The organism is Paenibacillus kribbensis (genome assembly GCF_001705305.1).
GTDB lineage: Bacteria > Bacillota > Bacilli > Paenibacillales > Paenibacillaceae > Paenibacillus > Paenibacillus kribbensis_B.
Genome location: NZ_MCBP01000007.1, coordinates 174,296 through 198,272, shown reverse-complemented (window position 1 = coordinate 198,272; position 23,977 = coordinate 174,296). Strand labels below are relative to the sequence as shown.

The 23,977-nt window shown below is 47.1% G+C and carries 22 protein-coding genes and 1 other RNA gene; 3 read left to right on the top strand and 20 right to left on the bottom strand.

Annotation, left to right across the window (positions count from 1 at the left end):
• Positions 1-126 precede the first annotated feature (126 nt).
• Positions 127-618 carry a hypothetical protein gene (locus BAZ21_RS14925; RefSeq protein ID WP_068502111.1) on the bottom strand — a complete coding sequence of 164 codons (492 nt, stop codon included), beginning with the start codon at positions 616-618 and terminating at the stop codon, positions 127-129.
• Positions 619-720: 102 nt separating this feature from the next.
• Entirely contained in the window at positions 721-1,380 is a 660-nt protein-coding gene (locus tag BAZ21_RS14920; RefSeq protein ID WP_068502109.1) for a TerC family protein, read from the bottom strand.
• Between the two features lie 265 nt (positions 1,381-1,645).
• On the opposite strand from BAZ21_RS14920, the gene BAZ21_RS14915 reads away from it, so the two are divergent.
• Positions 1,646-2,332 carry a TerC family protein gene (locus tag BAZ21_RS14915; RefSeq protein WP_256021178.1) on the top strand — a complete coding sequence of 229 codons (687 nt, stop codon included), beginning with the start codon at positions 1,646-1,648 and terminating at the stop codon, positions 2,330-2,332.
• Positions 2,333-2,405: 73 nt separating this feature from the next.
• Here BAZ21_RS14915 and thiI read toward each other — a convergent pair whose 3' ends face one another.
• The 6 genes from thiI to BAZ21_RS14885 all read right to left on the bottom strand — a co-directional run bounded on the left by thiI (position 2,406) and on the right by BAZ21_RS14885 (position 7,156).
• Positions 2,406-3,632: a tRNA uracil 4-sulfurtransferase ThiI gene (gene thiI / locus BAZ21_RS14910; RefSeq protein WP_068502103.1), complete on the bottom strand. Its 1,227-nt coding sequence runs from the start codon at positions 3,630-3,632 to the stop codon at positions 2,406-2,408.
• A gap of 1 nt (position 3,633) precedes the next feature.
• Positions 3,634-4,782 carry a cysteine desulfurase family protein gene (locus BAZ21_RS14905; protein ID WP_068502101.1) on the bottom strand — a complete coding sequence of 383 codons (1,149 nt, stop codon included), beginning with the start codon at positions 4,780-4,782 and terminating at the stop codon, positions 3,634-3,636.
• A 153-nt stretch (positions 4,783-4,935) separates the two neighbouring features.
• Positions 4,936-5,634, bottom strand: coding sequence for a lytic transglycosylase domain-containing protein (locus tag BAZ21_RS14900; RefSeq protein ID WP_068502098.1), 699 nt, complete (start codon positions 5,632-5,634; stop codon positions 4,936-4,938).
• A gap of 168 nt (positions 5,635-5,802) precedes the next feature.
• The gene (locus BAZ21_RS14895) at positions 5,803-6,198 is read right to left on the bottom strand and encodes a hypothetical protein (RefSeq protein WP_068502095.1); all 396 of its coding nucleotides are present in this window, start codon (positions 6,196-6,198) and stop codon (positions 5,803-5,805) included.
• Between the two features lie 44 nt (positions 6,199-6,242).
• Entirely contained in the window at positions 6,243-6,470 is a 228-nt protein-coding gene (locus tag BAZ21_RS14890; protein WP_029390016.1) for a DUF1540 domain-containing protein, read from the bottom strand.
• A gap of 179 nt (positions 6,471-6,649) precedes the next feature.
• Positions 6,650-7,156 (bottom strand): YpuI family protein, encoded by a 507-nt coding sequence (locus BAZ21_RS14885; RefSeq protein ID WP_007431222.1) that lies wholly within the window; start codon positions 7,154-7,156, stop codon positions 6,650-6,652.
• Between the two features lie 186 nt (positions 7,157-7,342).
• Here BAZ21_RS14885 and BAZ21_RS14880 point away from each other — a divergent pair, with 186 nt between their 5' ends.
• Positions 7,343-9,223 carry a S8 family peptidase gene (locus tag BAZ21_RS14880; protein ID WP_068502091.1) on the top strand — a complete coding sequence of 627 codons (1,881 nt, stop codon included), beginning with the start codon at positions 7,343-7,345 and terminating at the stop codon, positions 9,221-9,223.
• 116 nt (positions 9,224-9,339) lie between these two features.
• Here the strand turns inward: BAZ21_RS14880 and BAZ21_RS14875 are convergent, their stop codons facing one another.
• Positions 9,340-9,570, bottom strand: a complete 231-nt coding sequence (locus BAZ21_RS14875) for a hypothetical protein (protein ID WP_068502089.1) — start codon at positions 9,568-9,570, stop codon at positions 9,340-9,342.
• A gap of 88 nt (positions 9,571-9,658) precedes the next feature.
• Complete coding sequence (gene pdxR / locus BAZ21_RS14870) at positions 9,659-11,134, bottom strand: MocR-like pyridoxine biosynthesis transcription factor PdxR (protein ID WP_068502085.1); 1,476 nt, start codon at positions 11,132-11,134, stop codon at positions 9,659-9,661.
• Positions 11,135-11,250: 116 nt separating this feature from the next.
• Here pdxR and BAZ21_RS14865 point away from each other — a divergent pair, with 116 nt between their 5' ends.
• Positions 11,251-12,471 (top strand): aminotransferase-like domain-containing protein, encoded by a 1,221-nt coding sequence (locus tag BAZ21_RS14865; protein ID WP_068502082.1) that lies wholly within the window; start codon positions 11,251-11,253, stop codon positions 12,469-12,471.
• Between the two features lie 458 nt (positions 12,472-12,929).
• On the opposite strand, the gene rnpB is transcribed toward BAZ21_RS14865, so the two are convergent.
• From rnpB to recO, 10 genes are all read right to left on the bottom strand, one after another.
• Positions 12,930-13,327, bottom strand: an RNA gene (rnpB, locus tag BAZ21_RS14860) — RNase P RNA component class A.
• Positions 13,328-13,427: 100 nt separating this feature from the next.
• A complete protein-coding gene (locus tag BAZ21_RS14855) occupies positions 13,428-14,543 on the bottom strand; it encodes a Nif3-like dinuclear metal center hexameric protein (protein ID WP_068502080.1) in 1,116 nt (371 codons plus the stop codon).
• Positions 14,519-15,280 (bottom strand): tRNA (adenine(22)-N(1))-methyltransferase, encoded by a 762-nt coding sequence (locus BAZ21_RS14850; RefSeq protein ID WP_068502077.1) that lies wholly within the window; start codon positions 15,278-15,280, stop codon positions 14,519-14,521. The genes BAZ21_RS14855 and BAZ21_RS14850 overlap by 25 nt, the downstream gene beginning before the upstream one ends.
• Entirely contained in the window at positions 15,277-16,116 is an 840-nt protein-coding gene (locus BAZ21_RS14845) for a hypothetical protein (protein WP_068502345.1), read from the bottom strand. The genes BAZ21_RS14850 and BAZ21_RS14845 overlap by 4 nt, the downstream gene beginning before the upstream one ends.
• Positions 16,117-16,202: 86 nt before the next feature.
• Positions 16,203-17,336, bottom strand: a complete 1,134-nt coding sequence (gene rpoD, locus BAZ21_RS14840) for an RNA polymerase sigma factor RpoD (RefSeq protein ID WP_007431230.1) — start codon at positions 17,334-17,336, stop codon at positions 16,203-16,205.
• Between the two features lie 43 nt (positions 17,337-17,379).
• Entirely contained in the window at positions 17,380-19,254 is a 1,875-nt protein-coding gene (gene dnaG / locus BAZ21_RS14835) for a DNA primase (protein ID WP_176718153.1), read from the bottom strand.
• Positions 19,254-19,730, bottom strand: a complete 477-nt coding sequence (locus BAZ21_RS14830; RefSeq protein WP_068502074.1) for a YaiI/YqxD family protein — start codon at positions 19,728-19,730, stop codon at positions 19,254-19,256. The genes dnaG and BAZ21_RS14830 overlap by 1 nt, the downstream gene beginning before the upstream one ends.
• 115 nt (positions 19,731-19,845) lie before the next feature.
• Entirely contained in the window at positions 19,846-21,921 is a 2,076-nt protein-coding gene (gene glyS / locus BAZ21_RS14825; protein ID WP_068502071.1) for a glycine--tRNA ligase subunit beta, read from the bottom strand.
• The gene (gene glyQ / locus BAZ21_RS14820) at positions 21,914-22,801 is read right to left on the bottom strand and encodes a glycine--tRNA ligase subunit alpha (protein ID WP_068502067.1); all 888 of its coding nucleotides are present in this window, start codon (positions 22,799-22,801) and stop codon (positions 21,914-21,916) included. Before glyQ ends, glyS begins: the two co-directional genes overlap by 8 nt.
• A gap of 400 nt (positions 22,802-23,201) precedes the next feature.
• Positions 23,202-23,954, bottom strand: coding sequence for a DNA repair protein RecO (gene recO / locus BAZ21_RS14815; protein WP_068502065.1), 753 nt, complete (start codon positions 23,952-23,954; stop codon positions 23,202-23,204).
• Positions 23,955-23,977 lie beyond the last annotated feature (23 nt).

Below are 23,977 nucleotides of genomic sequence, written 5' to 3'. Positions count from 1 at the left end.
ATAAGCGTCAGAAATCATTCCGACGCTTTTATCATATCCATTATATTATAGTTGAAATATGTCATAAAGCAAGACATTCTTCCCTGTTCCGTAATTTACCGCCATGAATCCTGACAGCTTGTCGTTCTACCATTTACGTGTGCCGCGGTTGTTAACGACCAGCCAAATTCCAGCCCCGATCAGCAAAACTGCAATAATATAAATAATGCCTGTTCTTAACAGGCTAATCATCAATAAAATCACCGATACCAAGCCTAAGATAACACTTCCTGTGTATACATTACGAGACAGTGATAAATCATTGATGGCGTATTCCCACAATCCGATCGCTACCCCAAGAAGCAACAAAGGCCACAGATAGGCCATTAAATGCCAGCCCCAGGTATTACAGAGAGAAAATAAAAAGCCATAAACGGTCAAAATTCCGGCGGGCAACAGCATAAAGGGGGATACTTTACGCATCATGTACATCGCATGCAGTATAATTCCCGGGATTAATATCAGCAAGGGCCAAAAGGTTCGTCCCAAAAAGGAGAATGCCCCCAGTTTTCCCAACAAAATAATCAGTCCTACGGCAACAATGCCCACTCTGATCATACGCTCTTTTCCGGAATTCATCGCGGTCTCCTTTGCTTGCTGAATTGGTTTGTGCTTTTTTAATGTGATTGTTTTTGAGTGTACTATGTATAGTTTAGCCGATGTTTTCCAAAAAAACTACGTTCAAATGTGGTGGGCTCGCAACTGACGATATATTCCGACAATGATAACTGCTGCGGCCAGCAATCCCGGTAACCATGCATGTAAAACTTCCCCTGCTCCTGCTAACCATACGCCTAATCTGGAATCACGCAGCAGCATTTCTCCTGCCGTGAAGGCTAAAATTGCAGCCCCGAGCAAAACAAGTACAGGGAAGCGGTGAAGCCAGATCGCAATAACATTGCTGCCCCAGACCACAATTGGAATGCTAATCGCAATGCCGATGACAATAATGGCGATATCTCCATTCGCAAGCGCTGCGATAGCTAATACGTTATCCAGACTCATTACAAAATCCGCTACCAGGATCACCTGTATAGCCTTCCATATGCTGGTTTCAGCTCTGATTCCGACATGATCCTCATTCTCGTAAAGCAGCTTAAACGCAATCCATAACAGAAGTAGACCGCCCGCTGCTTGAATAAAGGGTATGCGCAGCAAAATGACTGCTACAAAAGTCAACACACAGCGCAGGCCAACTGCGCCTACCGCCCCCCACCATATCGCTTGGCTACGCTGTCTTGCAGGCAAGTTTTTGCTCGCCATGGCTATAACAACTGCATTATCACCGCTTAACACCAAATTGATCATTAATATTTTTAACAGCAAAATGATATGCTCCATGTGTACAAACACCCCCATCCTACTTGTATGCGCAACAGGAGAAGGCTATGCTCGTATCATAAAATACATAAAATCCCAATCAGTCAGGTTGTGTTGTTCATCATAAGTCATCATTTCTTAAAAACTCATGTCAAATTCGTTGAGTAAATACCTTGAAATCAGCAGCGATCAGCAATATAATAAATCGTATTTTCGAAAAACAGGTATTAATATACAGATAGTAATGATCTTGGGATGCTTAATCAGGGAGATGAGAACAATTGACATGTCCGGATTTCAGTTTGTTTGGCTACTGCTTAATGTGATATTTATTGACCTTCTGCTCGCAGGAGATAATGCAATTGTAATTGGACTTGCCGCCAGGAAGCTGCCGCCCGCAACGCAAAAAAAAGCGATTATATATGGCACTGGAGGTGCCCTGCTTATTCGCATAGCAGCCACCATTGTGGTACTTTGGTTGCTTCAAATACCGTGGTTATTATTGATTGGTGGTGTAATGCTGATCTGGATCGCGTATAAGTTGCTGGTGGATCAGGAGGATCACACCGAAGTCAAAGCCGGAACCACTTTATGGGGTGCTATTCGCACCATTATTATAGCCGATGCGGCCATGGGCCTGGACAACGTAATTGCTGTTGCCGGCGCTGCCCAGCAGCATTTGGTGCTTGTGGTGCTCGGTCTGCTGATCAGTGTGCCGATCGTTGTATGGGGAAGCACTCTTTTTATTAGGCTTATTCATAAATTCCCTTGGATTATCTATTTGGGATCAGCCGTGCTTGGTTATACGGCGTCTAATATGATTACCGAAGAACGTAAGCTTGAGCCGTACTTTACTGAACACCCAGCGTTACGTATCCTGTTTATTGCCTTAATTACGGTTGGTATATTACTCACAGGGTATCTTCAAAACCGCAGGGCCATATCCAACCGTGAAAAAGCCGTTTTTAAATGATTAAAGTCCTTTCAAAGCTCTAAATCAAAGAGGCAGACCACAACATCACTGATGGGTCTGCCTTTTTCATGCCTTAAAACCAATCTTCCTGCACAACTTCCTCCTTACGGCCCTCCATAGCCCCGCCTGCCTCAAGAACGACAGTCTCGGTTGCAGCCACAGCCTGCTCAATCAAGGCATTCAAATCCCGAATAGAGGCTTCAATCTTTTGAACAACCCACAAGTTGGGATTGGTCGTCGGGGATTTGGGAACAAATAATGTGCAGCAATCCTCATAAGGGAGAATAGATAGATCGTAGGTACCGATTTGCTTCGCGATTTCCGTGATTTCCTGTTTATCCATCATGACGAGAGGCCGCAGCAGAGGCAGCTCTGTCGAACGGCCAATCACATTCATGCTGGATAATGTTTGACTGGCCACTTGACCCAGACTGTCACCCGTTACAAGCGCCAGTGCTCCTTCACGCTCAGCCAGCATCGTTGCAATCCGCAGCATCGACCGCCTCATGAGCGTAATCATCAGATTATCCTGTCCCGTACGTGTAAAAGCCGTCTGCACCTCCGTAAACGGTACAAGATGGATCTTAATCCGCCCTGCATAACCAGCTAATACCCTTGCCAGATCAATAACCTTTTCTTTCGCGCGCTCACTTGTAAACGGGTAGCTATAAAAATGAACACATTCGATTTCCAATCCTCTGCGCATGGAAGACCAGCCTGCGACCGGGCTATCGATTCCACCGGACAAGAGCAGCATGGCCTTGCCGTTCGTACCTAGCGGAAAGCCTCCTACCGCCGTAATAATCTCGCTAAATATATAAGCTGCCTGTTCCCTGACCTCCACACGCAGCTCAATATTCGGTTGATGCACATCGACCTTTAACACAGGAAACTCCCGCAATATAGGGGAACCAATAAGGTGGTTCATCTCATGAGAAGAATGGTCAAACTCCTTCCACACTCTGCGGGCATTTACTTTGAAAGTTGTGCCTTCTGCCACATTCAGCTCACGCATCAAAGCTACAGCAGCCTTAACTATCTCATCAAGCTGGGCATGAGCCATTTTGACAGGACTAATCGTGGTAATACCAAATACTTTTTTCAACACTTGAATGATCTGCTCATAGGGCTCTCCTCCGAGAACCACATAAATTCGTCCAAATTCCTTTCGCAAAGAGGCGCCGGGAAACGGCTTGAGCAGCAGCTTTACGTGATTCAATACCGCCTTTTCAAAACGGGTACGGTTTTTCCCTTTCAATGTAAATTCGCCGAAGCGAAGCAACAGCATATCATAATGCATTTTAATGTTTCCACCTTTCCAGGGATTCCAGCTTAGCTACAGCCTGCCGCAGCGCAAGTATAAGCTCGTCGATATCCTGTTCGGTATGTTCGTCGCCGAAGCTGATACGAATGCCGCCGGACGCTTCCAGCTCACTGCATCCCATCGCCAGCAGCACCCGGCTGGGCTCGGCCAATTTCGAGGAGCAGGCCGACTTGGTTGATACTGCCACACCCAATTGCTCCAGCGTATGCAACAGCACCTCAGCCTTCATACCCGGATACGAAAAATGGACAATATGTGGCGCTTCCTCCCCGCTGTTCAGACGCAGTTGAGGAATCGTCTTCACTTCTGCAACTACCCGATCTCTCCATTCAGCCATACGCCGTGCTGTCTCAGCTTGCCGTTCGCCCGCCAGCCGTACCGCCTTGGACATGCCAACAAGCAGCGGCACATTTTCCGTACCTGCACGCAAGCCCTGCTCCTGAGAGCCGCCACTCAGCAGTGGGAAAAGCTTCACACCTTCCCGAACGAACAGCAGCCCAGCACCTTTGGGTCCACGTAGCTTATGTGCAGAGAGACTGTACAGATCAGCCTGCCAGCCCCGAATATCAATCGGCAGCTTTCCATAGCCCTGTACACCGTCGACATGAAATAGGACACGAGGGAACTGTTTCTTCAATGCAGCCCCGATGTCATGCAACGGTTGTACCCTTCCCGTCTCATTATTAACATGCATGATACTGACTAAAATCGTATCTTGACGGACGGCATCACATACCTGCTCGGCGCTGACATGCCCTTCCGCATCAACGGGCAAAAACGTAACTTCAAAACCCAGATCTGTCAACTGTTTGCAAGCCTCATATACAGACGGGTGCTCTGTCAATACCGTAACGATATGTTTGCCTCTGGCCTGATATTGTATCGCTGCTCCCTTAATGGCCAGATTGTTGCTTTCAGTTGCCCCGGATGTAAATACAATCTCCGCCGGCTGCACGCCCAAAGCCGCAGCGCATACTTCCCGGGAACGCTTAAGCAACTTATCTGCATCCTCTCCATAACGATGCATCGAAGATGGATTGCCATAATGTCGTCTCATGACCTCGGCAATTGTTGTAATTACCTCTTCAAAAGGCGGAGTTGTCGCAGCATAATCAAAATATCTCATAAAACTCCCCTTTCTGCCCTATAACTGCTACAACAAAAAAGAACCAAAACAGGGAAAGGCCGCTACGTTCCAGCGACACCCTTTCCCCATATTGATCCTGTCTGCGCACCTGATCTAATTAAAATTTCACACATTTTTTATAAGCTATAGGGCTTACATCGTATATTTTTCACGTGCATTCTGTATTTTCGCAATATATTTTTGCGTTTCTAATGGAAGCTTATCCAGTACAGCCAGCAATTGCTCATCACTGCTTACACCAAGACGCTGCACCCGTCCGGGGCCTGCATTATATGCCGCCAAGGCCATATTTTCCTGTCCGTTAAAGCGTTTGATCTGGTAAGACAAATAACGAACGCCAGCATCAATATTTTGGGAAGGATCATATGGGTCACTAACTCCCAAACCTTGAGCGGTGGCATCCATAAGCTGCATAAGCCCTTTGGCCCCAGCCGAAGAAGTGACCAGCGGATTAAATGAAGATTCCGTATCAATAACCGCTTTAATCAAAGCTACCGGCACACCGTATTTTTGGCTGGCCTCGCTAATCAAATCATCATACGCAGTAGGCTTCGTAGGTCCGTCGCTTCCTGGGCTGGAAGAAGCAGGGTATACCGCAAAAGGGGAAGACGTTCCCCTCGAAGGTCCCAATTGGAGCCAGAGCAACCCATTTTCATCTCGGGTAACATCGCCAGAATTCTCACGAGTCGCGGCATCATCTGTCTCCAACTGGCCTACTTGCTCCAGCAATCCGGAAAAAGCGTCCGTTGTGCCCGTTTGGGTTGTAGCACTCATATTATTTAACAGCTGCATGTCTAACATGGATTTGGACACGCGCGGATCAATTTGCATGTGGTGTTCCCAACTTTCTGTAGTTGTTATATCCCAAATAGCTTATCGTTACTGCTAATGATACAACTTTTTGCTATGTACTGCCATACCTTTAACGAAAAAAAGCTCCTGGTCTGTCGAAAAGACAGTGGAGCTTTAATAATTAAGCTTTTTTGTACCTTCGCAGGATCAACGAACAAACGGGATAAAAGCGAAATAACTCAATGTTGCGAGCGCACCAAGTCCAATCGACCAAATACCTGTCGTTTTGCTACCATTCACATAAGCAAAAAAACCTAAAACCGCAGCGATTGGCCCCAGCACAATAGACCACATGAACAGGGATGCAATTCCTGCGGCTATGCCAACATAACCGGAAATACGACCACTGTTATTTATAACCTTCTGTTCACCCTTGTCCTCATCTCGTGTCACAGCTGGCGAGCCGGGAGCCACTTCTGCGGCATATTCTTCACGGTGATGACGTCGCTTGGCGGAGTGCTTCTGAATATGACGTGGGTAATCTACTCGTTCACGGCTAAAATGCTCTTCATTTTGATGCTTTTCGGTTTCATGATCCTCCATAATACACTACACCTCCAAATACGAATGATTGGCGTTATGAGTTTTTACAAAGACTTCGGCTTAAAAGTGTGGCAACAAGTGGCAGCAGACGTGGCAGCTTTATCACGTTCTTCAGAGCTGAAGCTTTCTCCCGCGTATTCTTCCTTAAATTTCTTATCGGCATGACCATCAACTTCAATCATAATCAAATCCGCCTTGCAAAAGTTGTTTTCTCCCCAATAATGGCAATTGGCTACGCTGCATTTAACTATGGGTTTGGCCTCTTGGCTCATGTTCATCACCTCGGATTCATTTTCCCCCTACTCCCGCGCACCTATGCGCGTCTGACATATGGCAGTTGGTGACATACGAAAAAAGCCGCTTTCTTCACCTCCTCCAAACTGGCAGGAAACATGAGAAAACGGCTTGCTTGTCTTAGTTTTCGATTAAAAACGATCTACTCATGAATTGCTTAAGCATGAGTACGACGAGTCTGCATACGACGCTGAGTCAAATAATCACTTTCATAATAAGTCAGATCATCACGCAGCTCTTCAAAATTTTTAGTAATGTCCATGATCACTTCGCGCGCGGCAGGCACAGGCGTTTTACGGAAGCGAATAGCATCTTGTCCCGTATAAGCATAGCGTCCGTCCTCTGCGTAAGATTCATTTTTGGGATAAAAAAAGCTGTTCACGCAGTCATGGTAAACGTTATACAATGCCTTTTCCGCAAAATCGACGTCAAAGTTGGCACGACGTAAAGCCACACCCAGCTTTTCATAGGATACTTCGGAAAAAACAAGGATATGGCGGAGATCCGACAAAAAGCCTTTATAAAAAAGTACGGACTCCTCATTTCCATCCACAGCAAGCTGCGGCAGGGCATGCTCATTGAGGAATTTTTCCACACGTTTCACGGCAGTTTTCAGTCTCTCCTGCGCCGACTCACATAATTTTTGTACGTTGACTGCTGACATCAAGGCAGCTCCCCCTTATTTGTTGCTTGTTCATCAATTTGGTTACCCGAAAATAGTCCCTTCTAACCGAAAGAGCTGTAATTTTCAGTATTTATCCTACCACAAATAAGCACTGAAAGGTATAAAAACATGCCAACCTCCTCACGCTAAACCATAAATTTATAAACACTCAAGGAGGATGGTCCCATGTCTCGGCAAAAATGGTTAAAACCCCTGCTCGGTGCAGCTGCCGGGGTGCTTCTTATCACACTAATGCTGCCTTCCCGTGATCACCGCCACACACCGCAACCCGAGTATACGGCCAAGATGGTACCACAGCAAGAAAAGCAACTTAAAAAGGGAATACTGGCTTTGGACGTGTCCGCTACAGATTCACTCACTCGCACGGATGCCAGGCAGGATATTCAATACGTCATGCGGGAGCTTCACGGCAAAACCACCGATCAGAAAAAACAATTTATCCGCAAGCTGCAGCAATCGCACAACCATCTTCATACGTTACAGTGGATTCATACGCGTGACGGGAAAAGTAGCACCTATACAGGCAGCAAAGTACAACCCCGTCTGCTGAATGATCCTCAAATCAAAAGCAGCATGACTGTGGCTCGCCGTTCCGTCATGCAAAATAAATCCTACGAATCCGCTGCTTTTCAGGTAGATGGCGGTAAATATTTTGTCATGGCAGAACCATCGACTGACGGAACCTATGGCGTTGCCGCCCTGGTCAGCCAGCAAGTATTGCGTGACGTGGAGAAGCATCAGCGCAAAAATCTGCGTTTGATTCCCTACCCCAAGGAAGGCAGCTACAAGGTCGAATCCGTACATCCTGACACCCTGCACGATATTACAGTCAAGACCGGTCACGACAACGAAAATGCGAGCCATTATTTTGAAAATGAAATCGTCGTTCGCTTCCGTCACAATCCCGATCAACAGCAGCTGCGCCAAATCGCAAAAGATTTACACTGTGAGCCTGGTCGCAAGCTGGGTTACACCTATGTGTTTCATTCCGACAACATGAGCTACAAGGAGTTAAGTCAATATTTTTCGAAAAAATGGAATCCCCTTTATACAGAACCTCACTATATGTATCTAACCAATGAAAAGAAAATATTTAAATCAGATGGAAATATCCCCAATGATTTACTCTTTTCTCGATATCAATGGAATCTTCCTGCCACCGAAACCAACCGGGGTTGGGGATTAAGCAAAGGCAGCAAGAATGTAGTTGTTGCCGTCGTGGACACAGGAGTGGATCTGGATCATCCCGATCTAAAGGGGCAAATTCTTTCGGGACATAACGTCGTCAAACCGTCTGAAAAACCTTATGATGACGTTGGTCACGGAACGCATGTCGCCGGAATTATTTCTGCACTCGTGAATAATGGCGAGGGTGTCGCCGGCATGACGTGGTATAACAAGGTTATGCCAGTCAAGGTACTCGACCAATCCGGCTCCGGTACGACATACTCGGTTGCAGAAGGTATTATATGGGCAGCTGATCACGGAGCCAAGGTTATTAATTTGAGTCTGGGTAATTACGCGCAAGCTTCATTTTTGCATGATGCGATCAAATATGCCTATGACAAAGATGTTGTATTAGTTGCAGCCACGGGCAATGATAATACGGAACGGCCTGGCTATCCGGCAGCGTACCCCGAAGTGTTTGCCGTTTCGGCTACAGATTCTTCCATGCACCGTGCCTCTTTTTCCAACTATGGGGATTATGTGGACGTCATGGCTCCAGGTGCAAGCATAGCCAGCACGTATCCAGGGAATCAATATGCTGCTTTGTCGGGCACTTCGATGGCCAGTCCGCATGTGTCAGCACTCGCTGCCCTGATTCGGTCGATCAACCCCGATCTAACCAATAAAGAGGTTATGGATTTAATGAGAAGCAGCGTCATTGATCTGGGTGCACCAGGACATGACAAATATTTCGGATATGGACAAATCGATGTGTACAAGGCGTTAAAAGCAGCACAACGCCCATATGTTCCTTTACAATTGTATCCACAGCATCTGAGCGACAAATTAAAATCCATTTTAAAGAAGCTGGAAATGTAACAATTCCTTTTAGTCAAAAAGCAGCCATATGTGCATGAACTGCACCCCTATTGTTAGACATTAATAACAATTGGAGTGCAGTTCATAACGCCATGGCTGCTTTTTTTTAGACTTCCTTAACGCTTGGAGCTGCTGCGGACAGGACGCTTGCCATGACTGCGAGTATGACAGCATGGATCTCCAGGATCCTTTATACTCACCGGAAATACGTGGTGAGGTACAGGTACAATGTGCGTCTGATTAACAATTTCAATCGGATGAACCACAGGCACGACTTGTGGGAAAAATTGATGATTTACAAATTGGATCGGCGGGCACACGATCGGGTCGTAAGAGCAGTGACTCATAATGTGCAACTCCTTTCGGTGAATTAGTACAGCATATTAAGAAGGAATGCCCTGTGCTTGGATGTTTACCCCCAAATACAAATACCCTCTATAAAATAGGCTTTCTCTCCACAATGACCGAATGATCAAGCTGTTCGCCCAACAAACGACACAACTTGCGCAGACCTATTTTAAGTGTTTCCTTGTCCGCATACGAAAAGGAAATACGGATATGATTACTGTCCATACCACCTGCATAGCACACCGCACCTGGTAAAAAGGAAATACCTTCTCGATCAGCCAATCGCCCCAATTCCGGGATATCGACAACAGACGGAAGCTTAATCCACAAATTGAGGCCACCTTCGGGAGTATACCAAGTAACCTCTGGGGGAGCATAACGCTGGAGTGTATGCAATGCCGCTGTCAGGCGATCCCGCATTTGATCCCGCAACCAGACGAGATGCTGCTCAAGCCGGTGACTGATGAAAGGCAACAGTGCTTTTTGCGTTAATAAAGGACTCCCCAAATCCGCAGTTGACTTGGCGGCCACCAAACGATCCAATACACTGCCAGTAGCCGCTACACATGCTATACGACAGCCGGGGGCGACAATTTTGCTGAAGCTTTTGATATATACCACATGTCCGGACTGATCATGCGCCTTGATGGAAAGTGGCGGCTTCGCTTTATAATATAGTTCAGAAAATGGATCATCTTCAACAATCAGACAATGATAGCTTTGAGCTAAATCCAGCAATTGCGTGCGTCTGGCCGTCGTTAAAGTCACTCCGGTAGGATTATGGAAGGTGGGAATCGTATAGATCAGCTTGGGCGGATGAGTATCACAAAGACGCGTCAGGATATCGATCCGCATACCCTGCTCATCCATCGGAATCATAATGACTTTGGCTCCTCGACTGGTAAACACATCAATGGCCCCAGTATATGTAGGAGCCTCCATGTAGACAACATCGCCAGAGCCAACAAACGTACGCGCCACCAGGTCAATCCCCTGCTGGGCACCGCTGGTCACGAGTAGCTGTTCTGCTACCGTCCGTATGCCACGTTCGTTCATGTGAGCTGCAAACACTTCCCTCAATGCCAAATCTCCTTCAAACGTACCGTAAACAGCCATTGCGTCAGGATTTTCAGAGGATAAACGCCGGGTATCTGCAATAATTTCACGTGTAGGAAGAAGCTCCGGCTGAATGGCTGCGATATGAAAAGAATAGGGGACCTGCCGGCTATGGTTGAAGTTTCTCCATAACTGTGCCCGCGGCAAATAATCGATCAGCGACATTTGCCATGACAAATCCAGCGTCCCCTCACGTGGCACAGGTACAGAAGGCTCCGCTACATAGCATCCTTTTCCCTGCGTACATGTAATCAGATTATTCGACTCCAGCTCTGTATACGCTTTGCTTACAGTTACGGGACTTACAGCAAGCAGACTGGACAAATGACGGACTGAGGGAAGCTTTGTACCCTGAGGCAGCAGTCCGGACTGGATGCGATCCGCCAAGGTTTTGGCAATCTGTAAATATAATTTGACGCTGCTATTGCGGCTGAGATCAATATGCATCGGAACCGTCCCCTCCAAAAATCAACTGTTATATTCAGACGTTTACTGTTATACTTCATTATCGTTATAATACAACAAATTTCATAGTACAGTATAGAACACAGGAGATGATTGGATTGGAATACAAATTTTCGGGTATGGCTCGTACTCAGGGCTCGTCCATCGTTAGGGACATTTTGAAGCTGACACAGGGAACAGAAGTGTTATCCCTGGCAGGTGGCCTTCCGGCCGATGCCTTTTTTCCCGTCGAAGCTGTTGCTCAAGCCTATGAACGGGTATTTCGTCTCGGCGGTACTACCGCGCTTCAATACGGTCTAACCGAGGGATATATTCCTCTACGGGAACGTCTTACAACCATGATGGCATCCCAAGGCATCTCCGTCACCAGAGATAACATTATTATGACGACGGGCTCACAGCAGACGATCGATCTGGTTTCGCGCGTGCTGCTTGATCCGCAGGATACTGTATTGGTGGAATCCCCTACTTATTTGGCAGCTCTTCAGGTGTTTAAGTCCTATGGCGCCAACATTGTAAGTGTAAATACAGACTCCAATGGTATGCAATTAGATGATCTTGAAGCCAAGCTCAAGGAACATCAGCCTAAGTTCGTGTATGTCATTCCAACCTTTTCCAACCCATCGGGGAATGTATGGAGCATGGAACGCAGAACAGGCGTTGTTGAGCTATGCCGTAAATACGGAACTTTGATTTTTGAGGATGATCCTTACGGGCGTCTCAAATTTGACGAAAACCTTAACTTTCCATCCCTTTTCTCCATTGACCAGCAGCAAGGTGGAGACGGTCATGTCATGTATACCTCTACGTTCTCCAAAACCGTTGCTCCTGGTGTTCGTTCTGGATGGCTGATTGCCGACCAAGCAATTGTGGATAAAGTTGCAAAAGCCAAACAATCTGCTGATTTGCACTCCAGCAGTATCGATCAACGTGCTTTAAATGAGCTTTTGGACTTTTTTGATTTGGACGGACATATTCGTACCGTATCCAACGAATATCACTCTCGTATGCTACGCCTGACAACACTGATGAAAGAGCCCCAATGGGAAGGCATTACGTGGAATGATGCACTAGGCGGCATGTTTATGTGGGTCACTTTACCCGAAGGCTTCCGTTCCGATCGCTTGCTGGAACTGGCTATTCAAGAAGGCGTCGCATTTGTGCCAGGACAAGTATTTTATGCTGATCTGAGCGGTAGCAACCATATGCGGATCAACTTTACGCATACCGATCCTTCGCTGCTTCCTGAAGCGGTTGATCGTTTGGACCGGGCATTGAAAATGTATACAGAGGAAAGATTGGAAAAAAGCGTGCGCTGATGAATTTTGGCAGTGCACGTACGTGAGGCCGCTTCGCGAATCATTTGATCTTGCGATCGCTGTTGCCCCCGGATTCCTAATTATATAAGTTCCGACAAAGGTCGGAATCCGGGGGCAAAGGCGAACGCTTCGCTTCTCCAGATTCAAATGCTCCGCTACGCTAACTGCGTGCCCCATCCCCGCACGTTTTTTACGGTAGAGGGAATGAGTAGATGGAAAAACGGAAAAAGCCCCGCATGATTATCGGGGCTTTATTCTGTTTGGCAAAGAACAAACAAAATAAATTTAATACTATAAAAATGCACTCTTGCTGCGTAAATCGGTATGCAAAAAGGGTGAGTTATGTTTCCAACAGGAACATGACTCACCCTTTTTTAATAAACACATTTGGATTAAAAGTTTTTTATGCAAACAGGTTATTTACAAAGTTAAATTCATGCATTTTAAAGTGTTGCAGTTAGGAAAGTTTTCCGTAAGCCGGGTTCTGTGCTATCGTGGTACAGACGGGAACTACCCTCCCACTACAAGCGACAATCATCTATCTAGGCCGAATATTGCTATCCGGCTCCAGCGACCAACCTAGACACGCCTCGGGCTAAGGCTGCTTCGCGAAGAAGCTGTGTCCCATTAGGTCTTGCTCCAGATGGGGTTTACCAGGAACGAAGTCACCAGCGTTCCTCGGGGTCTCTTACACCTCGGTTCCATCCTTGCCTGTGCCGCAAGCGGCCATCGGCGGTCCATTTCTGTGGCACTATCCTTCAACTCGCGCTGACTGGACGTTATCCAGCATCCTGCCCTATGGAGCCCGGACTTTCCTCTCGCGGCTCACGCCGCCAGCGATTGTCTGTCAAACTTTCCGAACAACATTACATAGTATACAGGGAACGTACGCACGATACAACCTGAAATTATTGTAAAACAGAAAAATTCCTTTTAATTTTCATAGCATCGAGGTTTTACAAAAATTGAAAGGGTTCAGTATTTACCTGTGACACATGTACTTCTGTCGAATATCGGCCTTCTTCCAACCGTTTGCGCATCCATTCTGCCGTTTTAGGCTTCATAATCTTTTCAGCATTATGTCCAGGGTCAATGATGGCGATGCCCGCCATCAGGGCATCCTGTGCCGTGTGATAGTCGATATCCCCCGTGACTAATACGTCAGCACCTTTAAAAAGCGACTTGTTCACATATCGGCTACCCGAGCCTCCCAGCACAGCTGCTTTTTTGATCGTTCGGTTCAAGTCTCCCACCACGCGTACGTGCTCGACGTTGAGGCCTTTTTTCACGTCATTTACAAACTCGCGTAAGGTGCGGGCTTCCTTGAGCTTGCCTACCCGTCCCAAACCGAAAGTTCGGCCCTGCAAATCCATATGGTACAGGTCATAAGCCACCTCTTCATAAGGATGGGCCTTTAACATTGCTTGCACGACTTTATTGCATACACCCTGCGGTACAACGGTCTCAATACGGACCTCTTCACTACGTTCCATTTTACCCGGCTCGCCCAAAAATGGCTGTGTGCCTTCACCAGGTACGAAAGTTCCATAGCCATCAATATTAAAGCTGCAATGACTATAGTTGCCGATATGTCCGGCTCCCGCACCCAGCACGGCATCCAATACCTTTTGATGATGTGTTTTGGGTACAAAAACAACCAGCTTGAACAGTTGCTCCGTGTGAACATCCTCCAGCGAGCCTTCACTTTGCATCCCCAATGCTTCTGCCATCCAGTCATTCATGCCATCCTCTGCCGTATCCAGATTCGTATGACTGATATAGACAGCAATATCATTTTTGATCAGCTTCTCATACAATCTGCCCGCAGGCTGATCCGTGTTCAAAGCTTTAAGTGGGCGGAATATAATCGCATGATGGGCAATAATGAGGTCAGCCTTTACGCGGATCGCCTCTTCGACAACCTCATCATTGACATCCAGAGCGATCAATATGTTCTTGATTTCCTTCTGCAGGCTGCCAAGCTGAAGCCCGATTCTGTCGTCCGGGACTGCCAAATATTTGGGTGCCAGCTGCTCCATATAGCTAATTACGGTTTGTCCTTTGGCAAACATGCAAGTACCTCCTCCAGTTGTTCAATTTGTTTACGCAATTGCTCCTGCTTATGCTGCGCAGATTCCTGCTCAGACCGCGATACTTGTGCCAGTACATCCTGAAGCTTCCGAATTTCCAGCTGCCATTTCCTGAAAAAGACTTCATTCGGCTTTTTGACCAATAACGGTCCAAGCTGCATCAGCCAATCCCGAGTCAGTACCAATGAGCTGCCGGGAAGCTCCCATGGCCGATACAGCTCGTCCTGTTTCAACGGGCTTTCTGAAGCAGGTGTTGCCGTTAGAACTTCGTATATTTTCCCGTCCTCTTCCATGATATGCTCGCCTGTTAATACCCACTGATGCTCAATCAACCAGCGACGTAAAAGATCCTCGCCTACGTTGGGTTGTAAAACAAGCTGCTTCACTGAAGCAAGCTTGTCTTTCCCTTGGTCCAATATCGAAGCGATCAAGGCACCGCCCATGCCGGCTATCGTAATAACATCGACCTCATGGGCCTTAATCACAGCCAAGCCGTCTCCCTTTCTAACCGTAATGCGATCAGCAAGGCCTGCTTCAGCCACCTGCTTTTGCGCTGCACGCAACGGGCCATCGTTGACCTCGCCCGCAACAGCCTGCGGCACTCTGCCACTACGCACCGCAGCTACAGGCAGTAGCCCGTGATCCGAACCAATATCTGCAAGTCTGCTCCCGGCAGGAATTTGTTCCATAATATATTGTAATCGTTGCGAAAGTTTCATGACGTCACCCACGTAATCCATTTTTTTCGAGTCCAAAATAAAATACCTATAACAATAGCCAGCTTCAGTATGCTGTAAAACACCATATTCCCAGCCGCTTGATGGCGCAGGATGATCATGTCTGCTTCAGCCATAAAAGCCAGTGTCATTCCAATAGCAAAATAGACCAAGGCCAGACGCGGGAAACGGCGGTGTACCCACCAGCTTAAACCCACCAGCAGTACAGTGTGCAAAATCCAAAATACCTCAAGCATCATAAGAGTAGCCGTAGGCCAATAGCCGCCCATAAGCACTGCATACACTAAAATCAGCCCAACAAGGCCACAGTAATGCAGCAGACTAATACGCAAGGTTATTCCCACCAGACACCATACCAGGCCACATAGGGCCACAAGCACTAGAAGCCAATCCTTAGCTTCACCCTGATGAAGCTGAATAATCCATACACCCGAACCAAGCATAACCGCACTACCGAGGGTGCTCAGCATGGCACTCATACTCTTTTCAGAAGAACGCCAAATTGCGGCCAACCCATAACAAATCGCGGTGATTACACATGCCGAGAATATTTGCATTGCCAACGGAAAAGCGGTAAAATAAAAACCAATCAAACAAATGCAGGAAATAATGACAAAACCAAGAATCCAGGCGAATCCATGCCCGTGTCTAAGATATGTAAGCAGCCCGGTGTTGTTACGATTTTGACTCTGTGGCGGATCTCCATCCTCTCGATACAGGTTGGACAAAAAATCGCAATATTGCTCAGGTAGCAACCGACTTCGCCGCCAATGCTCAATTTCATGTAACAGTATTGCCCGTTTCTTCTCCTGGTCCAAGCTTCTCCCCTCCACCATGGCTGCCATGAGATAAAAAAAGACCCCCTGCGCGCTTCAAGCCGCAGAAGGTCCGCAATGTACCGCTTCTATTCGAGGAAATCCTTCAGTCGCTTACTGCGGCTTGGATGGCGCAGCTTGCGCAGCGCTTTGGCCTCAATCTGACGAATGCGTTCACGTGTAACACCGAATACTTTACCCACCTCTTCAAGAGTTCTGGTTCTTCCGTCGTCCAAACCAAAGCGGAGACGCAACACATTCTCCTCCCGTTCAGTCAACGTATCCAGTACATCCTCAAGCTGTTCCTTCAGAAGTTCATAGGCAGCTGCATCCGCAGGCGCCAGCGCTTCCTGATCCTCAATGAAATCCCCCAAATGAGAGTCATCCTCTTCACCGATTGGCGTTTCCAATGAAACAGGTTCCTGGGCAATTTTCATAATCTCCCGTACTTTTTCCACGCTTAGCTCCATCTCGGCAGCCACTTCCTCCGGCGTAGGTTCACGCCCCAGCTCTTGCAGCAGTTGACGCGATACACGAATCAACTTGTTGATTGTTTCCACCATATGCACCGGGATACGAATCGTTCTGGCCTGATCGGCTATAGCGCGCGTAATGGCCTGACGAATCCACCAGGTTGCATACGTACTGAATTTAAATCCTTTTTCGTAATCGAATTTCTCTACTGCCTTAATCAGGCCCATATTACCTTCTTGAATCAGATCCAGGAAAAGCATTCCGCGACCAACATAACGTTTTGCAATACTTACAACCAGCCGCAAGTTTGCTTCTGCCAGCCGACGCTTAGCTTCTTCATCACCGTTATTGATCCGTTTGGCGAGTTCTACCTCATCATCAGCTGAAAGTAGCGGTACACGACCGATTTCCTTCAAGTACATCCGGACCGGATCATTGATTTTAATACCGGGAGGCAGGCTCAGATCGTCATCGAAGTTAAAATCATCCCCGTCATTGTTTTCCGGGTCATCATTTTGACGCAATCTGGTAACTTCTTCGTCGTTGTCATTCACAACCTCAATCCCCAAGTCACCCAGCTGCTCATAGAACTCATCCATTTGCTCGGGGTCCTGATCAAACGGCGATAGTTTTTCCATGATATCTTTGTAGTTCAGAGAGGAACTTTTTTTACCCAACTCAATCAATTGATCTTTGACCTGATCCAGTGTCAGTTCCGTCTCCAGTTCAGTATGCTGATCATTCGCCATCTTTCGACTCCCTCCTCCCTAGAAACATCCGACCTCTGTGTGTTCATTGTCTCTCTAGGGCTATAATCTCACTTGCAATTTGTGCTGCACGCAAAAAGTCACCTACGCGCTCAGCGGCTCTCATCTCTTCCCTCTTCAGATCCAGTTGCTCCTGCAATGGAAATTTTCGCACCTGATGAATATAATCGTCCAAAATGTGCGGTGCCCATACGCCCGGAGCATCCATCATCATGATCGAACTTACGTTTTTCTCCAGACGGTCATCTTGCAAAGATGAAATAAAGCGGCTTGTATCCGGTAACTTTCCTTGTGCGTAATAGGCGTATAGATAAGCAGCAATCGCTGCATGATCCTCAATATTAAAGGCGTCCCCCAAATGCTTTTCAACATACTCTGCAGCTTCTAAATCCTGCATCATCCAGTGAAGCAATCTGCGTTCCGCCACATGGTAAGCCGGCAGTAAATTAGGTGTGGAGACCTGCCCTTTTTTATGCCTACCATTATTCCACCCATTTTCGTTATTATCCCCAAAGTCCTGTTTTTTTTGCAGGGACTGGCGGAGTATATTGCATTCTTGCTTTAAGGTTTCAAAATCCACCTTAACTTCGGCTGATACTTCGCGCAAATACACTTCCCGCTCAGTCGGGGATGACAGAGGTGCAATGACATTTAATGCTTCGCGGGAATACGCGATTCTTCCTTCTTCCTCTTGCAGTATATGGTTTTTTTTCAGATATATAAGCTTAAATTTCACCGTTGAAACAGCACTTTCGATAATTTGACGCTGAAAGCGCTCGCCGCCGTATTGCCGAATAAAATCATCCGGGTCCATACCATCACTGACCAATGCTACCTTAACGTGAAGTCCCGCATTTTCCAACAGTGGAAAATTTTTAAGCGCAGCAGCTTGTCCTGCCCGGTCACCATCATAACAAATAATAACCTCGTCGCACAGTCCTTTTAACATCGTAGCATGATGCTCTGTCAGGGCTGTTCCCATAGCGGCCACCCCATTCTGTACACCCGCTTCCCATGCCGAGATGACATCACCATAGCCTTCAAAAAGAACGCTCTGGCGAAGCTTGCGAATGGAGGTTTTAGCATGATGAAGATTGTACAGCGTTCGGCTCTTGTTGAACAGTTTCGTTTCCGGTGAATTCAAATACTTTGGCTGTCCCTCGCCAAGAATACGGCCTGCAAAGGCAATAACTTTTCCATTTCTATTCCAGATGGGGAACATAATACGATCCCTGAATCGATCCACATACCCATCACCCTCATGTCGGGGAGAAATAAGTCCCCCCTTTTCCATCTCTACAGGATCAAAGGAACGTTTCTCCAAAAACTGAACAATCGTATCCCATCGGTTCGGTGCATAGCCAATTTGGAATTGATCAATAATCTTGTCACTAAACCCCCGTGAACGCAAATATTCCATAGCTGGTTTGCCGTGCTCCGTATTTTTAAGCAAAAAGTGGTACATCTTAGAAGTTAGTTCATACGCTTGCAGCAGCCTGTCCAACTCAGGGTGCTGATGCGATGACTCACGTCCCTGCCATTCGCCGAGAGGGATATGACTTTCTTCCGCCATTGTCCTGACAGCTTCGGGAAAGGATAATCCTTCGATTTCCATCATAAATTTGATGGCATTGCCTCCCGCGCCGCAGCCGTAGCAGTAAAAAATCTGGCGATCCGGTGTCACGGTGAATGAAGGGGTTTTTTCGGAATGAAAAGGACAGAGGCCTTTCATATATTTCCCCTGCTTGGTCAAATGCACGTACTTGCTTACCGTATCTACAATATCATGATGCTGTAAAACCGCCTCAATGATATCATCCGGTATATTACCTTGTCCGGCACTCATGTTAACCACCTTCATCTCTTTAGCACGTAAATATAATTCGATACCGTTACTCATTATTCCTGCAAGTAGAGTAAAAGTTTTGTCAGTTTATGTTGAAAAACTTCGCGATCCTCTAATGTAAACGGTTTAGGACCTTTTCCATAGCGTCCCTTTTTCCGTTCTTTGGCAGAAGTATGACGGCGATCAAGCATAAAATCTATCGAATCGTTTCGATACCTAGCTCCGCGAAAAGACATCACTTCACAGCCTTTAGCCAAGGCAAGGGCAGCAAGACCGTAATCATTGGTAGTTACAATATCTCCTCGTCGGATATGATTAGCAATATAGAGATCGGCACTTTGGTCGCTCCGGTCCACTTTAACAACAGTCACGCCCTCGCTGCCCTGGATGAGATGATCATACGAGGATACCATAATAACCTGAACATGAAAACGGGAAGCCGTTTCTGCAATTTCGCTTTTAACGGGACAAGCATCCCCGTCAACAACGATCCGGACACCCAATAAATTTTCGGATATCTCCACCAGCATCCCCCATCTCCATGCGAATTCGAGTAAAATACGGAACGGGTGCAAGATCACTCTTACACCGTTCCGTATATTTATACCCATTTCTTCAAGTTGTTCATACCATGACGACTGTCGTTTAGCCTACAAGTTTAGAAAAATCAGCAAAACGCTTCAGTTCTGAGTCAATAGCAGCCAGCAAAGCCAAACGATTATTACGAACAGCATCATCTTCAGCCATAACCATAACGGAATCAAAGAACGCCGTCACCGCAGGAGTAATGGATGAAGCAAGCGCCAACGCTTGTGTCGCATCACCTTCCTGTAAGGCTGCACTATATGATTCGTAAGCGCCATACCATGCTTCATAAAGCGCTTTTTCACCCTGTTCCGTAAACTCACCGGTATTCACTGACTTATGAACCGCTTTGGTAGCCAAATTACTCACCCGGTTAAAGGACTCAACCGTTGACTTGAAACGATCACCTGTTTGTACCGCAGCCATCAACGCAGCTCCGCGATTGACAACAGAAGCAACATCATCAAATCCGGCTGCAAGCACAGCGTCCACGACGTCATAACGAAGAGTCTCGGACAATAATTTTTTCACGCGCAATCCGAAAAATTCATGTAATTCTTTACGTATTTCATCGGCGGAGCGTTTCATATTTCCAAGATTTCCGTGCACGTCAATCGCGATATTGAACACATCAGATAACGTAGCGGAAAGCTTGCGATCCAGCAAGATCTGGACGATCCCTGCGGCCTGACGGCGAAGTGCATAAGGGTCCTGCGAGCCTGTCGGAATAATACCGATTGAAAAGCAGCCTGTGATCGTATCTATTTTATCAGCGATACTCACAATAGCTCCAGCGTTCGTAGAAGGAACCGTTTCTCCGGCGAAACGAGGCTGATAATGCTCAAACACAGCTCTCGCCACTTCTTCCTTTTCTCCAGCCTTACGGGCGTAATCCTCACCCATAACACCTTGCAGTTCCGGGAACTCATATACCATTTGTGTTACCAGGTCGAATTTACAAATATCCGCTGCCCGGCTAACCGATTCCTGTGTATCTGGGGAAACACGAAGCTTCTCTGCCAGAGCATCAGCAATGCGCCGAATCCGTCGTACCTTGTCCCCAACCGTTCCCAGCTCTTCGTGGAAAACAATACTTTCCAGCTTGGAGAGTGCATCCTTAATTTCCAGCTTCTGATCTTCTTCATAAAAGAATTTGGCATCGGACAGCCGCGCACGCAATACTTTTTCATTCCCTTTAGCAATGACTTCCAGCGATTGACTGCCACCGTTACGTACTGTAACAAAGTATGGCAGCAGCTCTCCGGCGCGGTCCAACACAGGGAAGTAACGCTGATGCTCACGCATGGAAGTAATCAGTACATCCTTCGGAATATTCAAGAAGGATGGATCAAAGCCTCCAAACAGCACCGTTGGTGTTTCGACCAAATACAATACTTCCTCCAACAGATCATCCTTTATTGCAATCGTCCAGTCTTTTTCGGCTGCCAACGCTTCAATCTGCTTCACGATAAGCGCTTGACGTTCCTCAATGTCTACAATGACATGCTGCTTGCGAAGCACTTCAACATAGTCAGCCGGGCGCTCTACAACAGCGTCCTGTCCAAGGAAACGATGGCCTCTCGTCACATTTCCTGACTGTACTCCGGCAATTTCCAGGTTGATAATATCGCTGCCAAACAAGGCAATCAACCAGCGGATCGGACGAACAAACTTGAAGTCATAGCTCGCCCAACGCATGAATTTAGGGAATGTCATCGCATGTAAAATGTGCAGCAACCCTTCAGATAGCACTTCCGCCGTCGGTACACCCACGCTGCTCTTGGTCGCATAAATATATTCCACGCCACCAAGCTCCTTGAACGTAAACTGTTCAGGATCAACCCCCTGACTACGAGCAAAACCGAGAGCGGCCTTGCTCCAGTTGCCGGCTTCATCAAGCGCAATTTTGCGGGAAGGGCCTTTAACTTCTTCATTGATGTCCTCTTGTTTCTCTGCTACTTCCTTGACCAGCACCGCCAAACGGCGAGGTGTGGCATAAGCCTCTACAGCGCCATAAGCAATACGCGAGCTGTCAAGCCACGCTGCCATACGCTCCTTCAACTGCTGAATCGCATTCGGGATAAACCGTGCAGGCACTTCCTCCAAACCGATTTCAAACAATAAATCCTTAGACATGTGCCGCACCTCCTTTCTTCAACAGCGGGAAGCCCAGCTTCTCGCGTTCCTCCAGATAGGTCGCAGCCACCTGACGCGCCAAATTCCGCACCCGAATAATAAATCCGGTTCGTTCCGTCACACTGATTGCCCCGCGTGCATCCAGCAAGTTGAACGCATGAGAGCATTTCAGCACATAATCATAGGCTGGAAATACAAGATGCTGCGCCATCGCTTTATTGGCTTCTTCCTCATACATATTAAAAAGAGTGAAAAGCATTTTGACATCTGACACTTCAAACGTATATTTGGAATGCTCGAATTCAGGCTGATGGAAGACATCACCGTACGTGATTCCATTGACCCACTCCAAATCGAACACATTTTCCTTGTCCTGAATGTAAGAAGCCAGACGCTCCATACCATACGTAATTTCAACCGCAACCGGACTGGCATCAATGCCGCCTACTTGCTGGAAATACGTAAACTGGGTAATTTCCATACCGTCCAGCCATACTTCCCAGCCTAGCCCCCAAGCTCCCAGTGTTGGTGCTTCCCAGTTGTCTTCAACAAAACGAATATCGTGCTCCAGAGGGTTGATTCCCAAACGACTCAGACTCTCCAGATACAATTCCTGAATATTGTCCGGCGAAGGCTTCAAGACCACTTGAAACTGATGATGCTGGTACAGACGATTCGGATTCTCGCCATAACGTCCGTCTGATGGGCGGCGAGAAGGCTCAACATAAGCTACGTTCCACGGCTCAGGTCCGATCGACCGTAAATAGGTCATCGGATTCATCGTGCCTGCTCCTTTTTCCGTGTCATACGGCTGTACAATAATACAATTCTGCTCGGCCCAAAATTGTTGCAGCGTTAAAATCATCTGCTGAAAATTCATGGTATACACTCCTTTTCCAATTACCTCAAATGATGGTGATTTCTTTATATAAAACTCGTATGTACAGGGCCGTCTATTTTCAACATGCCTTGCCAGAGACAGTAAAAAGCCCCCGCCTCTACGCCTGTACAGACGTAGGGACGAGAGCTCACTCCCGCGGTTCCACCCTACTTGATTACGATCCTACGTCACCAGTCAGACCGTAATCCTCTTTTCCGTGTCCATTCAGACGCTCCCGAGTGCCTTGTTCACGAGCAATTCTCGCTGGGCTTACACCGTCCCCAACTCGCTAATCCTAGAGAATAATCCCGCTACTTTCTCGTTCAATGCATCTGCTCCCAAAGGAGATATAGTAGGATATTACACGTTTTCAGCAACACAGTCAAGAGATCAGGGCATTTCACATATCGTACTTGTCGAGCTGATCCAAAAAGCTCCGTGATTTCAGCTTAACCTCCAGCTGCATATCCATAAATTGACGCATGACATGTTTGATCTCCAGCTTGGTGGAGTCCTTCACGTCAATGTTGCCAAGACGATTTAAATCCATTCTGGCGAACAAGCGAAGCAACTTCAACGTACGTGGAGTGACGCTCAAGGCAGCTGGATCAAAATGCTTGTAGCTCCGACACAAAACCCCGCCCAGCCTGGGACTGACAAACATATCCTCATCGGCACATTGTTGTCCGCTTGAGATACATGCATCTAGCTGAGGAGCATAACCGGCCGCCTGCAGTATTTTAAATTCATAAATACTCATGACGATCAGCGGATCTTTGCCACTCTCCAACGCCTCCAGACAAGCTTTAAGCTGTTTAAACCAGAATGTTCCAGTTTCTTCATCCTGTAGCACTCGATCGAGCAGCTCACAGGCATACGAGGCATAAGCCGCTTTGGTGATATCCTCGCGCAATACATGGTGAGATTGGATAATTTCACCGGCATTCAACGTGCCTAAGCCTGTATTTCGAAAATAAACAAATTCGCCGTACGTAAACGGTTGCGTCAAAGCGGCATGACGGCTTTTGGACTTTTTTGCTCCTCTGACCAACACGCCAGCTTTACCTCCGCTTTCGGTGCAAAGCGTAATAATTTTGTTCCCCTCACCGTAATCCATGCTGCGGATGACGATTCCTTCCACCCTGTAAAGCATGCCTCTTCCCCCAAACATTCGCG